This is a genomic window from Brevibacillus laterosporus DSM 25, from assembly GCF_002706795.1.
Lineage (GTDB): Bacteria > Bacillota > Bacilli > Brevibacillales > Brevibacillaceae > Brevibacillus_B > Brevibacillus_B laterosporus.
Genome location: NZ_CP017705.1, coordinates 4,714,527 through 4,734,593, shown reverse-complemented (window position 1 = coordinate 4,734,593; position 20,067 = coordinate 4,714,527). Strand labels below are relative to the sequence as shown.

The following is a 20,067-nucleotide window of genomic DNA, read 5'->3' as shown; positions in this document are numbered from 1 at the left end:
TTTTCTTACCTCCCACGTTTTCTTATCTGTTTTTGTTTCTGCATCGCTTCTTTACGTTTTAGAGCTATTTCCCTATTTAGAGTCAAAGTTGGCACAATACTCATCTCCTGACTTAGTCTCTGTGCCAATGTATGGATGGTGGGATAACGAAACATCTCAATAACCGGCAACTCTCTTCTGAATATTGCATTAATTTCTTGGTGAGCATAAAGTAACCGATAGGAATCCCCACCAATATGAAAAAAGTGATCGTGGATGCTTATTTGCTCAGTTCCTAATGCTTCCTGCCAAATTTTAGTCAAAGTGCTTTCTATTTCTGTGATAGGAGCTACATATGCTGTATGTTCGGCCTTACTATTTAATTCCACACAATTTAATTTTTTTCGATCGATTTTGCCATTTGGATTCAATGGAATATCTTCAAGTATCTTGATTGCATTAGGAATCATGAAAAATGGAAGCTTTCCCTGTAAAAATACTCGCAATTCTCTTGTTAGAGAAATAGAAGATTCTCCATCTGGAGAAATAAGCACAACATATGCGACTAGCTTCTTTCCATACTTCTCATCATCTTCTACTACTGTCACACATTGCTTTACTACTGGATGCTCGCATAGAACATGTTCGATTTCTTTTATTTCAATTCTATGTCCACGTATCTTCACCTGATCATCGATTCGCCCCTCGTACGCAATACGTCCATTTGGCAAAAAACGAGCTAAATCTCCAGTGCGATAAAGTCGAATAGCCCCATCCCCAAGCTCTTTAAACTCTACATAGACGAACTTTTCCCTAGTCAAGTCCTCTCGATTCAAATATCCACGTGCTAAACCAGCACCACCGATATACACCTCACCTATCACTCCAACAGGAACCGGCTGTTGGTTCTCATCTAAAATAAATATTTTAGAATTTGAAATAGGGTGTCCAATATCAGGTGGTACTGGTTTGTCTAGCTCTTCTGGTATATTTGTTACTACATATTCGCCACTAGTTGAACATACAGTTGCTTCGGTAGGTCCGTAAGAATTAAAAAAACGACGACCTTTCCCCCAGCGAACTGCAACAGTAGTAGGACAAATTTCTCCACCTACCTCCAAAGTTTGAAGGTAAGGTAGCTCGGCATCAGGAAGTATGCCCATTACGGAGGTTGGGACTGCTGCCATATTAATTCTCTTCTCATGTAACCAATCAATCAATTGTTTGCCTGGAAATAAGCGTTCTTTCGTATCCATGCATACTGTACCGCCGCTAGCAAGTGTAGGAATGATTTCACGCACAGAGGCATCAAAGCTAAATGAACAGAATTGTAGCATCCTGGTGTCAGATGATATTTCATGCAAATCACGTGTTGCAAAAATTAAATTGCTGAGACTTTTGTGTTCAATCATGACACCTTTGGGCCTGCCAGTCGAACCAGAGGTATAGATGACGTAAGCTAAATCAGTAGGATGTGGGGAGCATAGTGTCTCCAACTGGCTATTTACGCTTGATGCACGCTTTATTTCCTCTATAGACTTTCGTACATCTATCTTCTCACCCAAAAAATCAATATCTGATAGATCAAGCTCTTCAGTTGTAAGTAAAATAGATGCAGCACTATCCTCCAGCATGTACGCAATTCGTTCCGGTGGGTAATCAGGGTCAATAGGTAGATAGGCAGCACCAGCTTTACTCACAGCTAGTATGCTTACAATCATCTCGATGCTACGTGGAAGCATGATCGCGATTATGCTTTCCCGCCCAGCTTTTTTTCGTAACGTATGTGCCATACCAGTAGATAGCTCGTCTAATTCTAGATAGCTTAGCGTTTTCTCACCAAACTCTACCGCATGATGCTCAGGTATCTGACTCACTTGTTCTGTAAATAAATCAACAAAGGTTTTCTCTAGCGGATATTCTTTTTCTGTTAGATTCCAATCCACCAAAATCTTTGTTTTTTCTTCTAAAGAAAGCAAGTCCAACTCTTTCATGCACTTCATCGGGTTTTTCAGGGCGCTTTCGATAAGTGTTCGGTACCGCTCGCTCCATATCCCAATCTCTTCTTCAGTAAATATATCCAGATGGTGATCAAAATCTAGCTGATAGCTTTTAGTCTCGCGCCGGTCTTTAATATGTAGAATTAACTCCTGTGACTCGTAACCACTGAATTGTATGTCAGATGTATAACTCAAATCATCCTGCATATCGAATTCTAACACCTGAAATTCCATTGCAATTGAAAAGAGCTGCTGGACATTTGGGTGCTGCTCCCTCACCTTAGATAATAACGTTTGGTAGGGATATTTTTGATGTCGCAGCATTTGCCTTTGCTGTTTGGCGATCTCTAGACAATAGGTGACAAAATCCGCATCAGGATTTACCATATGACGAAATGGGATCGTGCTTGCAAACATGCCAAATGTATGTTTATCACGAGCACCTGATCGATTGCTAATAATATGTCCCACGATAATATCTCTCTTAGCTGTGATCCGATAGAGGTATAGGTAGAAGGTTCCAAGGAAAAATATATTAGGGCTAATCCCAAATTTTTCGCAAAAGGAATCAATTTGATCACGTAGATCATTTTGTATGAACAGACTATGGCGTCCACTAGCGATATTGCGAGACAGCCCATCATGATTAGTAAGACTAACTAATTCCGGAACCTTTTCGAATTGACTACTCCAATAGTTTTCATCCGACGAAAAGCGTCTAGACCCAAGATATTCCCTTTCTCTATCAAGCATTTCTATATAGGAAGGCTTTACTTGTTTCTCCCGCTCTTCCCCTCTGGCTAGATGCTGATAGCAAGCAACGATTTCTTTTATTGCATACAGCATAGCTACACCATCTGCAATCAGATGACTGAATTTCATATATAGCATTGTCTCTGTATCTGTTTTTTGTAATATGGCAAAGTAATACAACGGGCCCTCGGAGAACGAAAAAGGCTGTTTCGTCATTTGGCTTAGCCATTCTTGAATCGCTTGCTCTCTCTGATGATGAAAACGAAAATCAAATATGGGTATACTTGGATGGATGTCTTCGGAAATGATTTGCATTGGGAACTGATTGTTTCCGGATTGGCTGAAGATGGTGGTGAGGCGAATTGAGTCGTTTTCACTGATAAATTGATGGATCGCTTTAATCAAAATATCATGCTGTAGGCTCATAGAAAACGTAAACGAGGTAGCGAGATTCGTCGCCCCTAAATTTGGATAGATATTCTCCACAAACCAAATTCGCTTTTGTGCATTGGTCAATGAATAGGACGGAACTGCTTCTACATGCATAAAATGCTACCCTCCCTTATTTAGAATTTTTAACTACACCAAACCTGTGACACAACCTTACCTTCAACGTAAGAAACCAATAATTGTATAAATTCTTATCTATTACAAAGTGAATGATAGATAAATCTTCTATAATTATTGGCTAAAAATGGACTAGAAAATTTTTTAGGCATTCCTCCCGGATACATAAAAGTTAATTTTTAGGTATACATTCATTATTTAACAAATACTTCACTAATTATCCTAATTACCTTTGGAAATGTCAATAAAATCTGAATATTTTTATTAAATATAAATTAAAAAGCAATTAAAGGATTATATTCCAAAATATAGAAATAAATAAGTGCTTCTAATTTTATAACAAGGAGAGTGTTTGAAAATGAAAAAAAGTCTTGCAGCCCTGATGGTTACCACAATTTTAGCCAGCATGTATATTTCCCCAGCTTATGCCTTAACAGATCAAGCAGGAATTGACTCAAAGTCTACTAAAAATGTAAAATCACTGGATGCAAGGGTTTCCGATCCTAATCGGTTCAACGGGTTACGTGTTAAGGTAGTCGATGATCCTACCGTATTTATCATTATGGATGGGAAGAAAAGAGGGATTGTCAGCGAGGCAGTATATTTCAGATTATTCCGTTCATGGGACGGCATCCAATCATTCTTATCACTTGATGGTATCCCCGATGGACAGGTTATCAACGAAAACACACAATTGATAAAATATCAAAACAATCCGACGGTATATTTAGTAGATCATGAGAATGGAAGAACTGTAAAACGTGGCTTTGTCAGTGAAGCGGTATTTAACAAATACAGCTTTGATTGGAATAAAATAATTACGCTTCCAGCTTCCATGCAAAATACAATTCCGGACGGCACTCCAATCAGCAATTAAATGGTACTTTAAATAGTATAAAGAACACCTCTTAAAGTGCATGTTTGTCTTGTCTGTAAGATAAGTTGCCAACTTTAAGAGGTGTTCCTATGTCATTCATCATATTGATATCACGGTAATTATGTAGCATTTTCCTCTTGTAAAACCAGTTTGTTAACTGGCTACCGTATTTTAGCCCCCCTCACCCACATTCTAAAGTTTTGAGGATTCCTCAGCTTGTTCCCCAAGGTATCGTTAACAATAATGTGTCTATCTATCGATCAATGCCCTCGATTTATTAACCCAAGTTTTCTTGGCATCCTATTTATTTTTCAGCTACCACTTCATTAGAGCCCCTCTGTTTTATGGATTATATCTCCAATCAATTGATCGATCATCTCCGATTGCTTCTATCTACCCTAACAATCTTCCAACTATGATACGCGTCTCACATCATAGCTTACAATTGTCCGATCTGAAAATGTTTTTTTATCTTCCTGTGTAGAATTATAGGAGTTCTAAATTAACTTATGATAAATTTAACACATTTTAAGTGATTGAGATCACGACGTAAATTTAAAATTATTCATATTCTTAATCCAGATACAAAATTTAAAAAATGTGGAGGCATTCATATGGAACATACATTTACCGAGTCTTCTATTATTGGTGATATCGTTACGAAATTTCCGAAGGCAAGCGACCTTTTTAAATTGTATAGAATAGATTTTTGCTGCGGTGGGAATAGACCCCTTAGCGACGCTATTAAGGAGAGAAATTTAATAGCAGAAGAGGTTATAACAAATTTAAATACTCTTTATCACGATACTAAACTTTTACATGAATCTGAAATTGATTGGAAAAATGCCTCTTATAGTGAATTAATTGACTATATTGTGAATAAGCACCATCACTATTTAAATGAAGAGTTGCCTCAGTTAAGCCCTTATGTGACAAAAGTGTTACGTGTTCATGGATCAGCACAACCACATTTAGCTAAAATCCACAAGCTATTCCATGAATTAAAAACAGAATTAGAGCAGCATTTAATAAAAGAAGAGACAGAAGATTTCCCGTTGATTTTAGCATATGAGCAAAATGCAACGGAAGAAAATTATACGAATTTATGCAAAGTGGTGGAAGCATTGGAGAGTGAGCATAGCCACGCCGGCAGTATTATAAAAGAACTTCGTACCATTACGAATGACTTTACTCCTCCAGAAGGAGCTTGCGGTACTTATCGACTAGTCTATCAACGTCTTGAAGCACTTGAATCCGATTTGTTCCAGCATATTCACTTGGAAAATAATGTTTTGTTTCCACGTGCAATTGCACAGAAGTAAGTTAGATCAAGAAGCGGCATAATCATTATGTAACGATTATGGGATATGAAAAAATAGCACCCTTTTTTAAATAAATTTCCCAATATCCTTGTCTTTGACTAATCATCTTATACGTATTTTTGTTTAGGTAACTGCTTTTCATAAGAAATGGGACATGAGTCAAAAATCGCTCATATCTCATTTCTTATATATTTTATAAGTCGGCCTTATAGAAACAGTAACCTAGTAGCGTATTTTAATTTAGAAAACGATGAGAAAAAACCTCTAGCCTTTCTTATCGTCCAGTCACTGTTCCATGTAGCAGTTTAATATTTCTATGGAAAGAATATGCCGAGATTGGCTAAGGAGTTGTATGTATGAAAGAAGGAATGATCAAGAAGCATTTACGGAAGATCCCCCTTTTTACAAAACTTTTAGAAGAAGAGCTTCAATCCATTGTGGATATTTCTCAAATGCGAACTTACAAAGCAAGGTCTTTTGTATTTATGCAGGGCGATCCACTTGATCGTGTGTTTTTTATCCATTCAGGTAAGGTGAAAATTCAAAAAACGGATACAACGGGAAGAGAACAAATTGTTTCTGTGCTCCAAGCTGGAGAAATGTTTCCCCATGCCGGTTTTTTCCGAAAAGGTACTTTCCCAGCAAATGCCGAGATACTTGAGATTGCACAATTAATTGTTATTCCAATCGGTGATTTTGAGAATATTTTGCTTCAGTATCCGCAATTATGTATTACATTGTTTAAAGTTCTCGAAGAAAAAATTGTGGATCTCCAGAATAGATTAGAAGAAAAAATTCTTCATGATATGAATGAACAAATTATTATGTTATTACTTCGCTTATGTAAATCAAATGGTATACAGATACATGATAAATACAAATTAACCACTCAATTTACGAATCGAGAACTCGCTAATATGATTGGAACTTCACGGGAAACAATTAGCCGCACAATTAATCAGTTAAAAAGAAAGAAACTAATTGATATTGATGAAAACGGCTTTTTCATTATTATTCCAGAGAAATTACAAGAAGAAATCGCCTAATTGAAGTACCTACCTACCTTCCTATCTTTGAATATAAACTTTATCGTTCAAAATTAGAGAAGGTCGTCTTTCAATGACCGTATTGGGTCTATACTACAACGCTTCCTTTCCACAGGTAACGTGACCTAGCCTGGTCAGCAATTTTTTCGATTTATTTTTTGTGCCTCATTCATTGTGACTTGATGTTTCAGTTTTGCAGTCATTGTTTATCTGTTTCCCTTAGCTGCTCTACTACGAGTGTTAACCTTTCTTTCATAGGGTTGGATGAACCAAAAACATTGATTACATTCTAACAATCAACAAAGCTTTTTTTAAAAGTACATTTGTGATTTCACTCACAATCTACTCATTCTCTCAACTTTTATTGAGAATAACTTTCATTTAACCTGAGTTGAGAATGACGAAAAGATGCCTAGCTGTAGACCCGATATGCTACAAACCTCCAATCAAAGTGATGACTTGGCCAAATAAAAGGTTGTTTACCGATGCAGGAAAAAAAGCTCCCTTAGAAATGATAAATGGAAGAGTAAAGGAGAATTCTTATGAGTGAAATAATTAATAATCGTGAACTAGAAAATATGAATACATTTGAAAGACAAGCTATCTTAAAACAAATTATTAAAAATCTTCATCAGGGAAAAAGTGTGGAAGATGTGAAGGCTCAATTTGAAGAAGCCGTTGGGAATATTACCGTTGCGGAAATTTCCCAGCTCGAACAGGCACTCATGGAGGAAGAAGGAATTCCAGTGGAAGAAGTACAGCGGTTATGCTCGGTGCATGCAGCCATCTTTAAAGGTTCCATTGAGGAAATCCATAGATCTGAAAAACCCGAAGATAAATCGGGTCACCCGATTCATACATTTAAGCATGAAAATAAAGAAATAGATATTCTTGTTAACTTTGAACTTAAGCAGCATTATGACCATTTTGAAAAAGAAGATAGTGAAGAAAACGTCTATACGCTAATCGGAGACTTAAATCTGTTGTTGGATATTGATAAACATTACAGCCGTAAAGAGAATTTACTTTTCCCTTATTTAGAGAAATATGGCATTTATGGGCCGACAAAAGTAATGTGGGGAGTCGACGATGGCATTCGTAGTGCCATTAAAGATGTTAAACAAAAATTAACAAACTATAGTGGAGATAAAAAAGCAGCTTTAGATGGGATTGCCTTTGTAATAAGTGAGGTAAATGAAATGATTTTTAAAGAGGAAAAAATCTTATTTCCAATGGCACTTCAAACTCTTACGGAAGACGAATGGGTTAAAATTGCTCATGAAAGTGATGAAATTGGCTATTGCTTAACAGGCCCTGACGGTGTGTGGAAACCTGAAAGAAAAGCGATAACAAAGCAGTCGATATCTGAAGGGTTCATTCACTTAGAAACAGGGATACTATCTATAAAGCAATTAGAGCTGATGATGAACCACCTGCCCGTGGATATTACGTTCATTGACAAGGATGATATTGTACGCTACTACTCCCATGGAAAAGAGCGAATTTTTGCCCGCACAAAAGCAGTAATTGGCAGAACGGTCCAGAATTGCCATCCTCCGAAAAGCGTTCATATTGTTGAAAAACTTTTGGAAGACTTCAAATCGGGAAATAAAGATTGTGAGGATTTCTGGATTAAGTTTCAGGACAAATATGTATACATTCGTTATTTCGCTATAAGAAGTGAAGATGGAGAATACATGGGCACCCTTGAATTTACTCAAAATATTAATCCTATTCAAGAAATTCAGGGCGAAAAACGTATCCTCTCATAAGTTTGAGATTGTCATGGGTCCCTTGACCGTTTTCTAAGGAGGATGAATTCATAGCTAAGTAACGATTCATCCTCTTTAAGCGGACAGCACACTTGATTTATTACCCCTGCTATCGTAGCTTACAATATAAATCTGAAACAAGTCTACTACTGATATAACAAAAACCAGTCCATCAGGAAATAAACTGTTAGACTGGTTATTACATAACACTACTTGTCCATTTAATACACCAATTTTTATGTGTGTTAATCACCAAATGCAAATATTATTTCCGCCTCGCAAACTAGCTCCCCATCAACTGTAGCAATACCTTTGCCTTTGCCGATTGCACCTTTTAATCGAGTAATATCAATCTCAAGACGAAGTTGGTCTCCTGGTTTTACCTGACGTTTAAAACGACAATTATCTATACCTGCTAAAAGCCCCAACCGTCCTTTGTTTTCTTCTTTAGTCAGCATCACAATTGCACTTACCTGTGCCAATGCCTCTATAATTAATACACCTGGCATAATCGGATAATTTGGAAAGTGTCCATTAAAAAAATCCTCATTTGCTGTAACATTTTTTATACCAACTGCCCTGCATCCTTCTTCTAACTCCAATACCCTATCCACTAAAAGAAATGGATAACGATGCCTAATAACATCCATAATTTGTTGAGCATCCAGCATCACTATTCCCCCTGAATAATAATCTATTAACTCTATATTATCACCTGATACTAATAGTTGATACTATTAACGTTATCTTTTTCAACTAAACTTCTTATTCGTTTAACTAGCTATTCCTTAGGCTAAGGTCTGTTATATGGATCATGTTTCGGATCATTCATAAGCAACTCTATATTCTCCCCTACCTTCCCTTTGTCAAGCCATATACCCTGTAAATGGTACTCATGCCTATATCAATCCCCCTACACATTCATACAGTATAATAAATTAGGAAAAGGGGTTGCAAAATGAGAAAAATACCTGTTACAGGGTTTCTTGTCCAATCTAATGAATTCTCATCAGAACATTCACACGAATTGTATATTACGTCTTGGAATGGCATGCCTGTACACACACATCCATTTTCTGGTACTACATCATTCAATGATGGACATGATCATCAATACATTGGGGTAACCGAGCCTGCTCCAACGGGTGTTCCTCACGTTCATCGCTATTATACAGTTACTTCATTTGATGATGGTCACACTCATGTGATTGAAGGAACAACTGGCCCAGCAATCGGACTACCACGTGGAGGGCATGTTCATTACTTTGAAGGGTATACAACAGTAAACGGAAGACGCCCTCATTCCCATCATTACAAAGGAACCACAGAAAATGAGATTGATTAAATTGTAGGCATAATTTCCGTAAGAGAATGGTATGTATTGACACTTGTATCCAATCAAATGAAAGCAAAAGAGCTCGCAAATTAATGTGAGCTCTTCCTTATATAAGTCCAACATTTTATCCTGACTAACAATTGGATTCTGGAGTATTCCTTCTTTGTTTACTACTGTTTTCTGCCCCCTCTAATGCTATTTCAAAGGCATCTAAAATTTCAAGAAAATGAGATGCCTCTCTAAAGACATGATCTGCAAGAAGTGGAGGAATAATGCTCTTGATGCGGCAAGCTTCGATTAAATCACGAGCTGTTTTTTTGAAATCACGGAGTTGACGAACAGACACTTTATTTTGATCGACAAACTGCGATAATAAAGGAACGGTTTGAGACTGGGGACTCATGGAATCTAAATCGATCGCTTGATATAGAAGCTGGTCAAAGTCATGGCTAAAATCACGAGCTTGCTCAACTAGTTTTCTTTCAGAAGGATCAAGTAAGTGATTAATGAATTTAGCATGATCAGCCATAATCTTAAGAAAGAAGACATTTTCATTAATAATAGCATCAGGCAATGGGTCTAAGGTTCCGGTGTTAAGTTGTTCTAAACGTTTGGCAAAGTAAGCAGCTTCTCTGCTGACGTGATCCACTAATAACGGTAGGTTATTACCTCCAATTTGACAGGTGATGATCAGACCTAATACCCTTCGTTTGAAAGCCCAAATTTGATTAACAACAGGAAGAATTTGAGCATTAAACTCATATATATATTGAGGATCAACATCTTCTGTTAGAGAAAGAGCCTGGGCCTCTATATTTTCAAATATTCTGTAAAAATGTTCAGCTTCATTTATTAACTGTGTATCGTCACAATTAAAACCTAGTTTCAAAAAAAGGGAATGTTCTTTCATTATCCTAGACCAAAAGCGAACTTCCTCAAGTGATCTAATTACGAATGCATTCGCCATCCCATGAATCCTCCTCAAATTATGTATTTTCCCAGAAGTTTATGCAGGAGCGATGTAACAAATGTCTGTTACCTCATTTTTAAGTATTGGATAGACGAATAAACGATCTCACACCATAACTGTTCTTTATACACTTTTTCTTGTTCTGAGAGAAAGTCTATACTCAAAATGTATTTCTGATATATAGAGGTTTTGCCAAAAAAATCCCCTGCAAAGAAGCAAGGGATTGAATATATTGCAGTGCTATCTATCATTCTTTCACTTTTGGAAACATAGGTGTTATTTTTTCCTTCAGTTGATTGGCCATCTTTTTGTAATTGTCTATCTCAACCTTCTTCGACGCCACTTCTACCTTTGCCTCTACCGTCCAGATCGGTGTCACTGCCAACACACTGACCACTGCTATGATTACTCTACGATCTGCTTTCATACTTTCCACCAGCTACTTGTTATCGCATAGTCATACCGAAGTCAGTCTGATATCCTGTAACAAACCTCGGCTAGCTCGTCCTCTTCCATGATCTGCTACTACACATACAGATTTTCATAGAAAGATTAAAAACCACCCTGGTTATCCAAGGTGGTTTCATGATTTACATCGTTTTCGAATTATCGTTTGAAGAAGATGTAGAATCAGTCTGATTAGATGGAACCGATGACTCATTTGAGTCTACTGTTGGAGACTTCTCACTTGAAGAATTAGGATTAGTCTCTGCTTGCGAATCGTTGGATGTCTCCAACGTGTGGTCCTTTTTCTTTTTAAAAATGTTGGAGACTACTTTAAAGATACCACCTAACACAAGAACGACAACAATCCATGCTTTTTTCAGAAAGATAAGAATAAGTGCAAGAAAACCTACTTTTTTGGCAACAGCCAAGCCTAATCCACCTAGAACAAGTCCAGTTAAACCATAGTCAGCTAACTTGTCTGTAGAAGCATCATAGTCACTGTACCGATTTCCTTCTTTCAATTGGAACTGCGGTAAAATTTGTTCAGTCAAAATCTTTTTATCCTTCGCCAATGTGGCTGGATCAGATACAAGAATAAAAGAAACATACCCTTTTCGTGTTAACAATCGCAGGTTGTAGTTAATAATCGGGTTTTTCTGATTATCTTCCGCAAGCATCGACCATTGTAAGGTATGTGTCTTTGCGTTATAGGAAGGGGGCACGTCCCACCCTACTACATGAATTTGCTCTTCGGGCTTGCGTTCTTTATTGTGTTCTTCTGTTCCCTCTTTGTAACTCTTCAGGATCGCATCTTTATCGATATTGTTTTGCTCATCATCCATGATGTGACCTACTTCATCATATTCTATGACTACGTACCAATTTTCTTGATCCGAAGTAGGATACACACTTGCAATTTCACGTGATGATGCTGAGTTCCCGAACTGCTTTTGAACCGTTATCGTATCTTCCTTGTTCAAATAAGCGAGTTGATCTGGGACTTTAAAAGTAGCTAAACGATCGCCTACATCAACTTTCGTCCCCCCACTCACCCACTTTAGATTCTCTACTGCATAAACCGAAGTAGTAAAAATGGTAATAAGTAAAATAAGAATGATTGAATAAATGCTTTTCGCTCTCACCTAGATGCCTCCATTGTCAAATTAGTTATATGCACAAACGTAATCTTAACAATTGATCTAATAATCGTAAATGATATATAAGTTGTAAATAATTAAGTAGAAAGTCATAGGAAATCAGTAGCTAACCGCATTAATTTGATAAGTGTTTTTTTCACAAGAGTCTTTGGATACATTTTACAATTTATTCCCTATAATATTCCTTTTGGTATGCTCTACTATTACTTATCAATTCTGTTAGGGGGCTGTACCCTGTAAGCCAATAACTATTTTAAAATGACCTACTAAATTGGATACTAGCCCCCTCCAAAAACAGAATGATTTAGTTTACATAATATAAATTATGTTTATTATGTAGTATCATGTCTTTCCTATTTAATTGTTATCTTCGTTTCTTATTTTTGTATCATTTCCAAGAAATATCCAACCGAAAAAGTAATTCCCATAAATGATTTCACTACTTATATAAAGGTGCTATTTTATCAATCCGATTTGTCCATATCCCACCCGAATAATTGTTTGGAAGTCGTTTAATATCTTCATGAGAGTCAAATCCACTTGAAAATCCTCCCCCATCTCCACCTACAATAATGACTCGTGCGTCCACTTCATCCATCCGATTCAGAAAACGATTCGGCCAACCCCATAGCCACGGAGCGACTTTATCCGGTATGTGTAACTCGCCATGCTTTAGACTAGAGGGAACGTAACCAGTCCATCCTATTGCAATATAACTAAGAAGATCTTTTTTCATCGAAGCCTTTGACATGGTTCGTAAACTAGGAATACGTTCCTTTATCGCAGCAATTGGTTTATCTCCACCATACACCGTTAATTGGTCAAGACGGCTAGCTGGTAGTTTTTGAAGGTACGCAGCCATTTGAATTCCTTCATTGGTATCATTACTTTTGATATGAATCAAAAAAGAACGATCGGGAAAATGGTTCAGTACTTCATCTAATGTTGGCATTACATTAATTCCTTTACCTCGAAATGGATATGTTTTACCACCATCAGCCGTATACCCGTACCCAATATCAAGTCGTTGCAATTCTTGGGTTGTATAATCTCTTGTGACCCCCTTCCCATTTGTACGACACTCAAGGGTCCAATCATGGAAAACAACAAAATTGTTATCTTTTGTCCATTGAACATCAAATTCCACTATATCCGCACCAGCTTTAAAAGCAGCCTCCATAGAAGGGATTGTATTTTCTAAATAAGGATGCTCTGGAGTCGTAATCCGTTCAGCTGTACATGTTTCGTTAGTGATATCCTCCATACTAAAGGTCTGAGCAAGCCCTCGATGAGCAAGTAAAAGAGGAGAGCCCTCATGTCGATTCGCAAGCAAAGAGCTATTGTTACCATAAATAAATACGAATAGGACAAGAAGTATCCAGATAACTTTACGTTTAAGCAGTTTCTTTATCAGTTTCATTGTTTTCTCCTGTTCCACATATTGTTGAAATACCTTACATCATGTTCGTTTTTTAATACTTTTAACATACTATAACCCATCTGTTTTGTTTTACAATAGTGATGAGATGACATTTTACTCATATTAAAATGATAGATCGTTGCTTGATGGTTGGTTTGAGTTGACTCTTCCTTCAAATAAAAAAGAGCAGTCCTATTGTCATTTTCATGACTTTAGAACTGCTCCAGTCGAAAAACCATCTTCCATTATTTACATTGTGCCAGATTAACTTGAGTGATGCGAGTACCTGCTTTTCCTTCCAAAGCTAAATCCGCCTGGTCCAAGGAACAAATAACAGCAGTTCCTCCTTTTTCAGCGAAACCTATGGCTGATTCCATTTTAGGTCCCATGCTTCCTGCACTAAACTGTCCTTCATCCGCATACTGCTTGGCTTCTTCCAATGATATCGTCTCTAGTGATTTTTGATTTGGTTTGCCATAGTTCACATACACATTTTGAACGTCAGTCAAAATCATAAAGACATCAGCATTCACATCTTGGGCAAGCTGGTAACCACTTCGATCCTTATCGATAACCGCTTCCACCCCCTCAAGGGTTCCATCCGATTGACGGGATACAGGAATACCTCCTCCACCTGCAGCAATTACGATGGTCCCTTGATCAGTCAGAGATTGAATTAAATCAGCTCCGATGATGGATTTAGGCATTGGAGACGGTACCACCCGACGCCAGCCTCTTCCTGCATCTTCCTTAACAATCCAGCCTTTTTCTTCTGCAAGGCGCTGTGCTTCTTCTTCACTGTAGAAAACACCTATCGGCTTTGTTGGATTTTGGAATGCTGGATCTTCTTTTGATACTTCCGTTTGTGTCAGCATACTTACTACAGAATTGTTTAGTCCGAGCTTTTGAAGCTCATTTTGTAAGCATTGGTTCATTATATAGCCGATGAAGCCTTGAGATTCGGCACTACACACATGAAGTGGGAACGGCGGAACCACTTCTTTTGCTTCGTCCTGCTGACGCAATATATTTCCCACCTGCGGACCATTTCCATGTGTGATAATTACTTCATAGCCCTGCTTGACAATACGTGCGATTACCTCGCAGCTTTTCCGGATATTTTCTAGTTGATTCTCATAGGTTGCCTGCTGTTTTGGTTGTAAAATAGCATTGCCACCGAGTGCAATTACAACTTTTTGTGCCAATTTGAGTTCCTCCTTATTATCAGCAAACCGATCAGTATGCCAAATGCTGTATCCAGACCCGAGCTGTGTCCTACACGTAGCAGTTCTCTAGTCCTCTCATTCAAGCTGACTGAATTATTTTGTAGAAGAGAATGTAAAACATCTGTCACCACCGAACTGAAGTCTCGTTTCAGCGCATACTTCAGGTATTCACGACTGATATCTGTTGTCAGGTCTTCTCTCCCCACTAGCCTTGATAAGTGCAAGCGGAACGAATCCGTGAGCACCTCCGTTACTGCATCCACAGCAAGCAGTCCCACCAGCATGTCATCTCCGGAAGGTGTGAGACCTTTCCCTCTTCCAATCCAGTACCTAAGAATTTCATCTATCTGTGATAAGTTCTCAGTTAAAGCCACATCCATCAGTTGTAAAACCTTTTGTTCCCTTTCCGAACAGCACACAAAGGTTTCCATCATGTTGCATTGGATAAAATGCTCTACTGAAATATCAGCTCCTGTAGGCCGACTATGCATCACTAGCTCAGTTGCAAACGCATCCAAAAGATGGAGCAGTGATTGCGGATGCCTCGTAATCGGCCCAACACAGAGATGATATGCATGTTGCGGGTTCAATGTAATACAAAACTTGGAAAAGAGAAGAGCCGACATGTCGTCGTTAAAGTGAACCATTTCATTTTGCTCGATCAACGAAACGAGCTTTGGCAAGAACCTATCCTCTAGATGAATGCCAAAAGGAAGCAGTCCGTTCTTCGCACTACCGATAAAAATAAGTCCATCTCCCATACCGATATTCCATCCATTCTGAAACACACTATGGATATAGCCCGGTTTGTCTGTCTGGAGGAGAGGGTGTACAGACTGGCTGTACATCCCGTTTATCTGTAGTAAATCTTTCATGTCGCTCTCCCCTGTCCTTCGTTTTGTTAAATCAATCCTAGTTTTTGGGCATAAGCTTCTAGAGCTTTTTCAAAGCAAGCGAGAGGTGCACGAACCGTACCTGCACCAATTTGACCTACCCCAGGTTCTTTGTGTGCAATTCCTGTATTAATTACTGGTGTAATGCCTGTTTCTACTACTTTTCTTGCATCGATACCAAGGCAAATACCTTGGAAGTTCCACGTAGGGATCGTAAAGTTAGGGTTATGGTCAATGCAGATTTCCGTCATCTCATTGCTGGTTGCCAGCGCATCTTCAAATCCACCCGCACCCACAAAACGAGTAACACCAGGAGCTGCCACCATGGCCATACCGCCAACACCAAATGCTTCTGTAATAGCGCTATCACCGATATCGGGATTTGCCATATCTTGGGAGTAACCTGTGAAGAACAAGCCCTGCGGCGTATTAACTGGGGCCGTAAACCATTCGTCTCCCATACCGCTGATACGAATGCCAAAGTTTTTTCCGTTTCTTGACATAGCTGTTACTACGGTACCGTGTTCAATCGTTCTTGCAGCATCTAAAACCGCTTTAGAGGTTGCCATAGCAACATTCAGGAAAAACTGATCAGTATCTGCTAGGAATTTCACCACATCGAATTTATCTTTTTCGGACGCATCCGTTTGTAGGATATACGGACTTATTTCTTTCAAAAATACAAGGGAAGATGCGATATTCCGTTGATGGAATTCGTCTCCCATCGTAATTGCCTTTGCCATCATTACATTAATATTTAAGCCGTTTTCGGTTTGATATAAAGCTTTAGAGAGGGTAGGCCCCAATACATCTCTCATCCATCTCAGACGCTGGATAACCTCCTCAGAATAGGCTCCAAACCGTAACACTTTTCCGATTCCTTCATTCATTGTGCAATAAGCACGGTTTCCATCTGTCTGATTTTCTACAACCAGAAGCGGCATATTGGCTGAAGTGATGCCGCCCATTGGCCCTACAGCTTTGACATGATGGCACGGAATGAATGTGATGTCCCCTTGTTTTAGCATGGTCATCGCTTCTTCTTCATTCGCCGCCCATCCTTCGAATAAGGATGCTCCGACGCATGCCCCTTGCATAGGGCCTGTCATGTCGTCGAATTGAATTGGCGGACCTGCATGAAGAAGCACCCGCCCGTTTAATTCTTCCACTACGGATTTAGCAGGAACTACGTCCACTAGAAAAGGAGCACCGGCTATAATTTTTTGAATAACTGCCTGATTTGCTTCATCGATTGTTTGATATGGTCCGTACATGCTACATCCTCCTAATTGGATATTAATGTATTCATATGCTGTGTAAGCGCTTAGGTAAAACAAATCCCTCAGGATAAAAACAACAGTTTACTTGAGTAGGCTCAAAATCTTACGCATTCTTTCATTTCCTCCAGCTACCGGTCGCCAGTCAAAATGCACCGTACTTCCGCCGTAGCTAGTTACTGCATGTACAAATTTCTTGAGTCCTACATTCACTACTACCGGTTTTCCACTCAATAGCTTGATGATAGATTCAGAAACCTTACTATCTTCTTGTTCATACTGCTCACTAGGAATCAATGATTTCTCCTTGTCCTTAAGCTGGATGCCCATCATTGACAGAGCTGTCCGAACAGCCTGATTATTGCTCTCTTTAACAATAACGCCAGCTTGCTCAAGCTTGTTCTTTTGCTCGTGGTAATCTTGCGGATCTTTTTCAGTTCCGCACACCGTTGCCACGAAATACAGGTTTTTGCCTCTTGCCTTGGCACTACCTTGTGCTTTCTCAATGACAGGCAGTAGTGCACCTGCCATATCGTCATGGGAACCGTATCCTAAAACGACATCCAGTAAAATAATCGCTGTGGATTCATCTGAAGCTGCCTGCTCAATGTAATGAATTCTCGTTTCCGGATCAATCATCGGGTGAGGTTTGCCTTGTGTATATTTGTCATCTCCTAGGTCGATTACTTCATGACCTTTAGCTTTTAGCATATACCCGTCTTCATGAATGAGTTGTCCCAATTCAAGCCCTTTTGACATAAGGATAGCGGTTTCATAAGCAAGCGTACCACCCGAGTACAGACCTTTAATTGTGGTTTGCTCTGGTTTCAGCTCAGCTTTCGGAGCTTCTATATTCAATATGTTGTAATTCGCCTTGACTTCTCTGCCTTTAGACAGATCCACAGCAATCATGGCAGTCTCTTCCAGCGTATGGGCATAATATACACTACCTTCATGCGCTTCAGGCTCTTCGCCTACGAAAATAGCGACTACCGGTTTTGATATACGTTGCAAAAGCTGAACCACCTGGTTACGAACTTCTTTGGCAGGAGGTTTTGAAATGACTACGATCACTTCAGTAGCATGATGCTTTTCAAGTCCTCCAATAGCATCTAACATCGTAATTGCCCCGATTGTTTCAGAGAGGTCACGTCCGCCAGTTCCGATTGCATGGCTTACTCCTCCGCCCAAGCGGTCAATAAGCGTGGTTACCTCTTGAATGCCAGTTCCTGAGGCACCTACAACACCGATGTTCCCTTCTTTCACCACGTTAGCGAAAGCTACCGGAACACCGGATAGAATCCCAGTTCCGCAGTCAGGTCCCATGACCAGCAACCCTTTTTCATGCGCTTTTTGTTTCAGTCGTAGCTCATCCTCAATAGCAACGTTATCACTAAAAATAAAAGCATGTAGCCCGCGGTCAAGTGCCTTTTCTGCTTCTTCCGCCGCATATTGACCAGGTACAGAGATCAGGGCTAGATTAGCATTAGGCAGAGCCTGCATCGCCTTATCCCAAGTTCGAACGGACTCGAATTCCTGCTTACTACTGCTGACAGCTTGATTTTTCAATTCATCTTCAATGGTGGTCAGCACTTCAGCCACTTTTTCTTCATTGTCTGTATCAATCACGATGCACATATCGTTAGGTCCCGCTTTTTCTAGTTCATCCGTATACATGCCGGTATTTTGGAAAATTTCTTTATTCGCAGGGGTCCCCATCATAATGGATGCCTGTTTTACACCATCCATCGCAGAAATTTTGTTGGTTAGGAGCATGAGATTAACCGAATCTTGATAGGAATTTTGTTTAATGATGGAATATAGCATTAGTACGTGCACCTCTTCCGTCAGATAAGTTGTTATTTTCATTAAAGCGTCAAAGCGTCAATTTAATAAAGAATCAAGGTGCTGCTATAGGATGATATCTCCTTATAAGCTAGCTGTGAAATTACTTTGCAAATGGGTCCTTGTTGTCGTATTGGTTTTTATGAACAACGTCCGAAACCAAATAATCATACACGTCATCCACGATTTCGATCCCGTTCATCTCGCTCTCTTCCTCGCGAATTTTACTACGCTGTCCCGGATAAGATACTTCTTTAAAACCGGGGGCAGGTTTCATCTGGTTCAAATCTCCCATCGTATTCGTAATGTTTTGTAAAAATCCAGTTAGGCTTGTAAAATAAGTCGGATTAATTACGATATGAAGCTGTCCCAGATTTCGGTATTCTGTCAAGTCATGATACATAGAGGATACCTTATTCCCGAACGGCAGTCCGAGTAAAATGCCGGATAGTATATCGACCATCATCATTAGACCGTATCCTTTAGGTCCGGCGATCGGCAGCAACGCGTTCACTTGGAAAGGATCTGTCGTTGGGTGGCCTTCTTTATCTACTGCCCATGTATTTGGGATCATTTCATTTTTAGATCTGGCATGTAAAATTTTTCCCCAAGCCTGTACCGTTGTCGCCATATCAAAAGTAATCATTTCATCGTCACTACTAGGTGCAGCAAAGGCAATCGGATTTGTTCCATAATAAGGTTCTGAGCCACCAAATGGTACAACCATCGGATCAGACTGACAGAGCGAGATTCCAATCATCTTCTCTTTGGCTGCCTGCTGTACAAAATAAGATAGGGCTCCGCTATGACCGATTCTTCTAACACCAACAACCGCAAGTCCGTTTTCTCTTGCCATTGCGATAGCTTCATCCATCGCTACTTTCGCCGCTACATGCCCTGCTCCATTGTCACCGTCAAAAATAGCAGTGCAAGGACCTGTTTTTTCAAATGTAAAGGTAGGATACGTATTGGTACCGCCCTTAGCAATCCGTTCAGCGTAGTATTCTACACGCATGGCACCATGAGAATGAACACCTCTTGCATCGGCATGTACCAGAACGTCAGCTACTCCTTGTGCATGCTCCTCCGTCAATCCGGCTTTATGGAGTTTGCGGGTGATTAAACCCTTCAGCTCTTGCTTGCTTACTCTCATTTGTGCCACCATACCTTTCTAACCACA

Annotated in this window: 16 protein-coding genes; 5 read left to right on the top strand and 11 right to left on the bottom strand. The window is 39.3% G+C overall.

What is annotated here, in order from left to right; translation table 11 throughout:
* Window positions 1-5 precede the first annotated feature (5 nt).
* The gene (locus BrL25_RS22460) at window positions 6-3,278 is read right to left on the bottom strand and encodes a non-ribosomal peptide synthetase (protein ID WP_018673016.1); all 3,273 of its coding nucleotides are present in this window, start codon (window positions 3,276-3,278) and stop codon (window positions 6-8) included.
* A 379-nt stretch (window positions 3,279-3,657) separates the two neighbouring features.
* On the opposite strand from BrL25_RS22460, the gene BrL25_RS22455 reads away from it, so the two are divergent.
* From BrL25_RS22455 to BrL25_RS22440, 4 genes are all read left to right on the top strand, one after another.
* Entirely contained in the window at window positions 3,658-4,176 is a 519-nt protein-coding gene (locus BrL25_RS22455; RefSeq protein ID WP_018673015.1) for a hypothetical protein, read from the top strand.
* A gap of 614 nt (window positions 4,177-4,790) precedes the next feature.
* Window positions 4,791-5,498, top strand: coding sequence for an iron-sulfur cluster repair di-iron protein (gene ric / locus BrL25_RS22450; protein ID WP_018673014.1), 708 nt, complete (start codon window positions 4,791-4,793; stop codon window positions 5,496-5,498).
* 356 nt (window positions 5,499-5,854) lie between these two features.
* Window positions 5,855-6,544, top strand: coding sequence for a Crp/Fnr family transcriptional regulator (locus BrL25_RS22445; RefSeq protein ID WP_018673013.1), 690 nt, complete (start codon window positions 5,855-5,857; stop codon window positions 6,542-6,544).
* Between the two features lie 542 nt (window positions 6,545-7,086).
* Window positions 7,087-8,316 (top strand): DUF438 domain-containing protein, encoded by a 1,230-nt coding sequence (locus tag BrL25_RS22440; protein WP_018673012.1) that lies wholly within the window; start codon window positions 7,087-7,089, stop codon window positions 8,314-8,316.
* A gap of 245 nt (window positions 8,317-8,561) precedes the next feature.
* Here BrL25_RS22440 and fabZ read toward each other — a convergent pair whose 3' ends face one another.
* Window positions 8,562-8,987 carry a 3-hydroxyacyl-ACP dehydratase FabZ gene (gene fabZ / locus BrL25_RS22435; protein WP_018673011.1) on the bottom strand — a complete coding sequence of 142 codons (426 nt, stop codon included), beginning with the start codon at window positions 8,985-8,987 and terminating at the stop codon, window positions 8,562-8,564.
* A 287-nt stretch (window positions 8,988-9,274) separates the two neighbouring features.
* Here fabZ and BrL25_RS22430 point away from each other — a divergent pair, with 287 nt between their 5' ends.
* On the top strand, window positions 9,275-9,661 hold the full coding sequence (locus BrL25_RS22430) for a YmaF family protein (RefSeq protein ID WP_018673010.1): 387 nt from the start codon (window positions 9,275-9,277) through the stop codon (window positions 9,659-9,661).
* Between the two features lie 124 nt (window positions 9,662-9,785).
* Here BrL25_RS22430 and BrL25_RS22425 read toward each other — a convergent pair whose 3' ends face one another.
* The 9 genes from BrL25_RS22425 to allD all read right to left on the bottom strand — a co-directional run bounded on the left by BrL25_RS22425 (window position 9,786) and on the right by allD (window position 20,040).
* Entirely contained in the window at window positions 9,786-10,619 is an 834-nt protein-coding gene (locus BrL25_RS22425) for a DUF2935 domain-containing protein (protein WP_018673009.1), read from the bottom strand.
* A gap of 250 nt (window positions 10,620-10,869) precedes the next feature.
* The gene (locus BrL25_RS22420; protein WP_018673008.1) at window positions 10,870-11,049 is read right to left on the bottom strand and encodes a hypothetical protein; all 180 of its coding nucleotides are present in this window, start codon (window positions 11,047-11,049) and stop codon (window positions 10,870-10,872) included.
* Between the two features lie 163 nt (window positions 11,050-11,212).
* Window positions 11,213-12,211 carry a DUF2167 domain-containing protein gene (locus tag BrL25_RS22415; protein WP_018673007.1) on the bottom strand — a complete coding sequence of 333 codons (999 nt, stop codon included), beginning with the start codon at window positions 12,209-12,211 and terminating at the stop codon, window positions 11,213-11,215.
* 454 nt (window positions 12,212-12,665) lie between these two features.
* The gene (locus BrL25_RS22410; protein WP_018673006.1) at window positions 12,666-13,646 is read right to left on the bottom strand and encodes a glycerophosphodiester phosphodiesterase family protein; all 981 of its coding nucleotides are present in this window, start codon (window positions 13,644-13,646) and stop codon (window positions 12,666-12,668) included.
* A gap of 245 nt (window positions 13,647-13,891) precedes the next feature.
* Window positions 13,892-14,851, bottom strand: a complete 960-nt coding sequence (gene arcC / locus BrL25_RS22405) for a carbamate kinase (protein WP_018673005.1) — start codon at window positions 14,849-14,851, stop codon at window positions 13,892-13,894.
* On the bottom strand, window positions 14,833-15,747 hold the full coding sequence (locus tag BrL25_RS22400; RefSeq protein WP_018673004.1) for an oxamate carbamoyltransferase subunit AllH family protein: 915 nt from the start codon (window positions 15,745-15,747) through the stop codon (window positions 14,833-14,835). Before BrL25_RS22400 ends, arcC begins: the two co-directional genes overlap by 19 nt.
* Window positions 15,748-15,773: 26 nt before the next feature.
* Complete coding sequence (locus BrL25_RS22395; protein WP_018673003.1) at window positions 15,774-17,039, bottom strand: YlbE family protein; 1,266 nt, start codon at window positions 17,037-17,039, stop codon at window positions 15,774-15,776.
* A gap of 87 nt (window positions 17,040-17,126) precedes the next feature.
* Window positions 17,127-18,869: an acyl-CoA synthetase FdrA gene (gene fdrA, locus BrL25_RS22390; RefSeq protein ID WP_018673002.1), complete on the bottom strand. Its 1,743-nt coding sequence runs from the start codon at window positions 18,867-18,869 to the stop codon at window positions 17,127-17,129.
* Window positions 18,870-18,990: 121 nt separating this feature from the next.
* Window positions 18,991-20,040, bottom strand: a complete 1,050-nt coding sequence (allD, locus tag BrL25_RS22385; protein WP_018673001.1) for an ureidoglycolate dehydrogenase — start codon at window positions 20,038-20,040, stop codon at window positions 18,991-18,993.
* Between the last annotated feature and the right edge of the window lie 27 nt (window positions 20,041-20,067).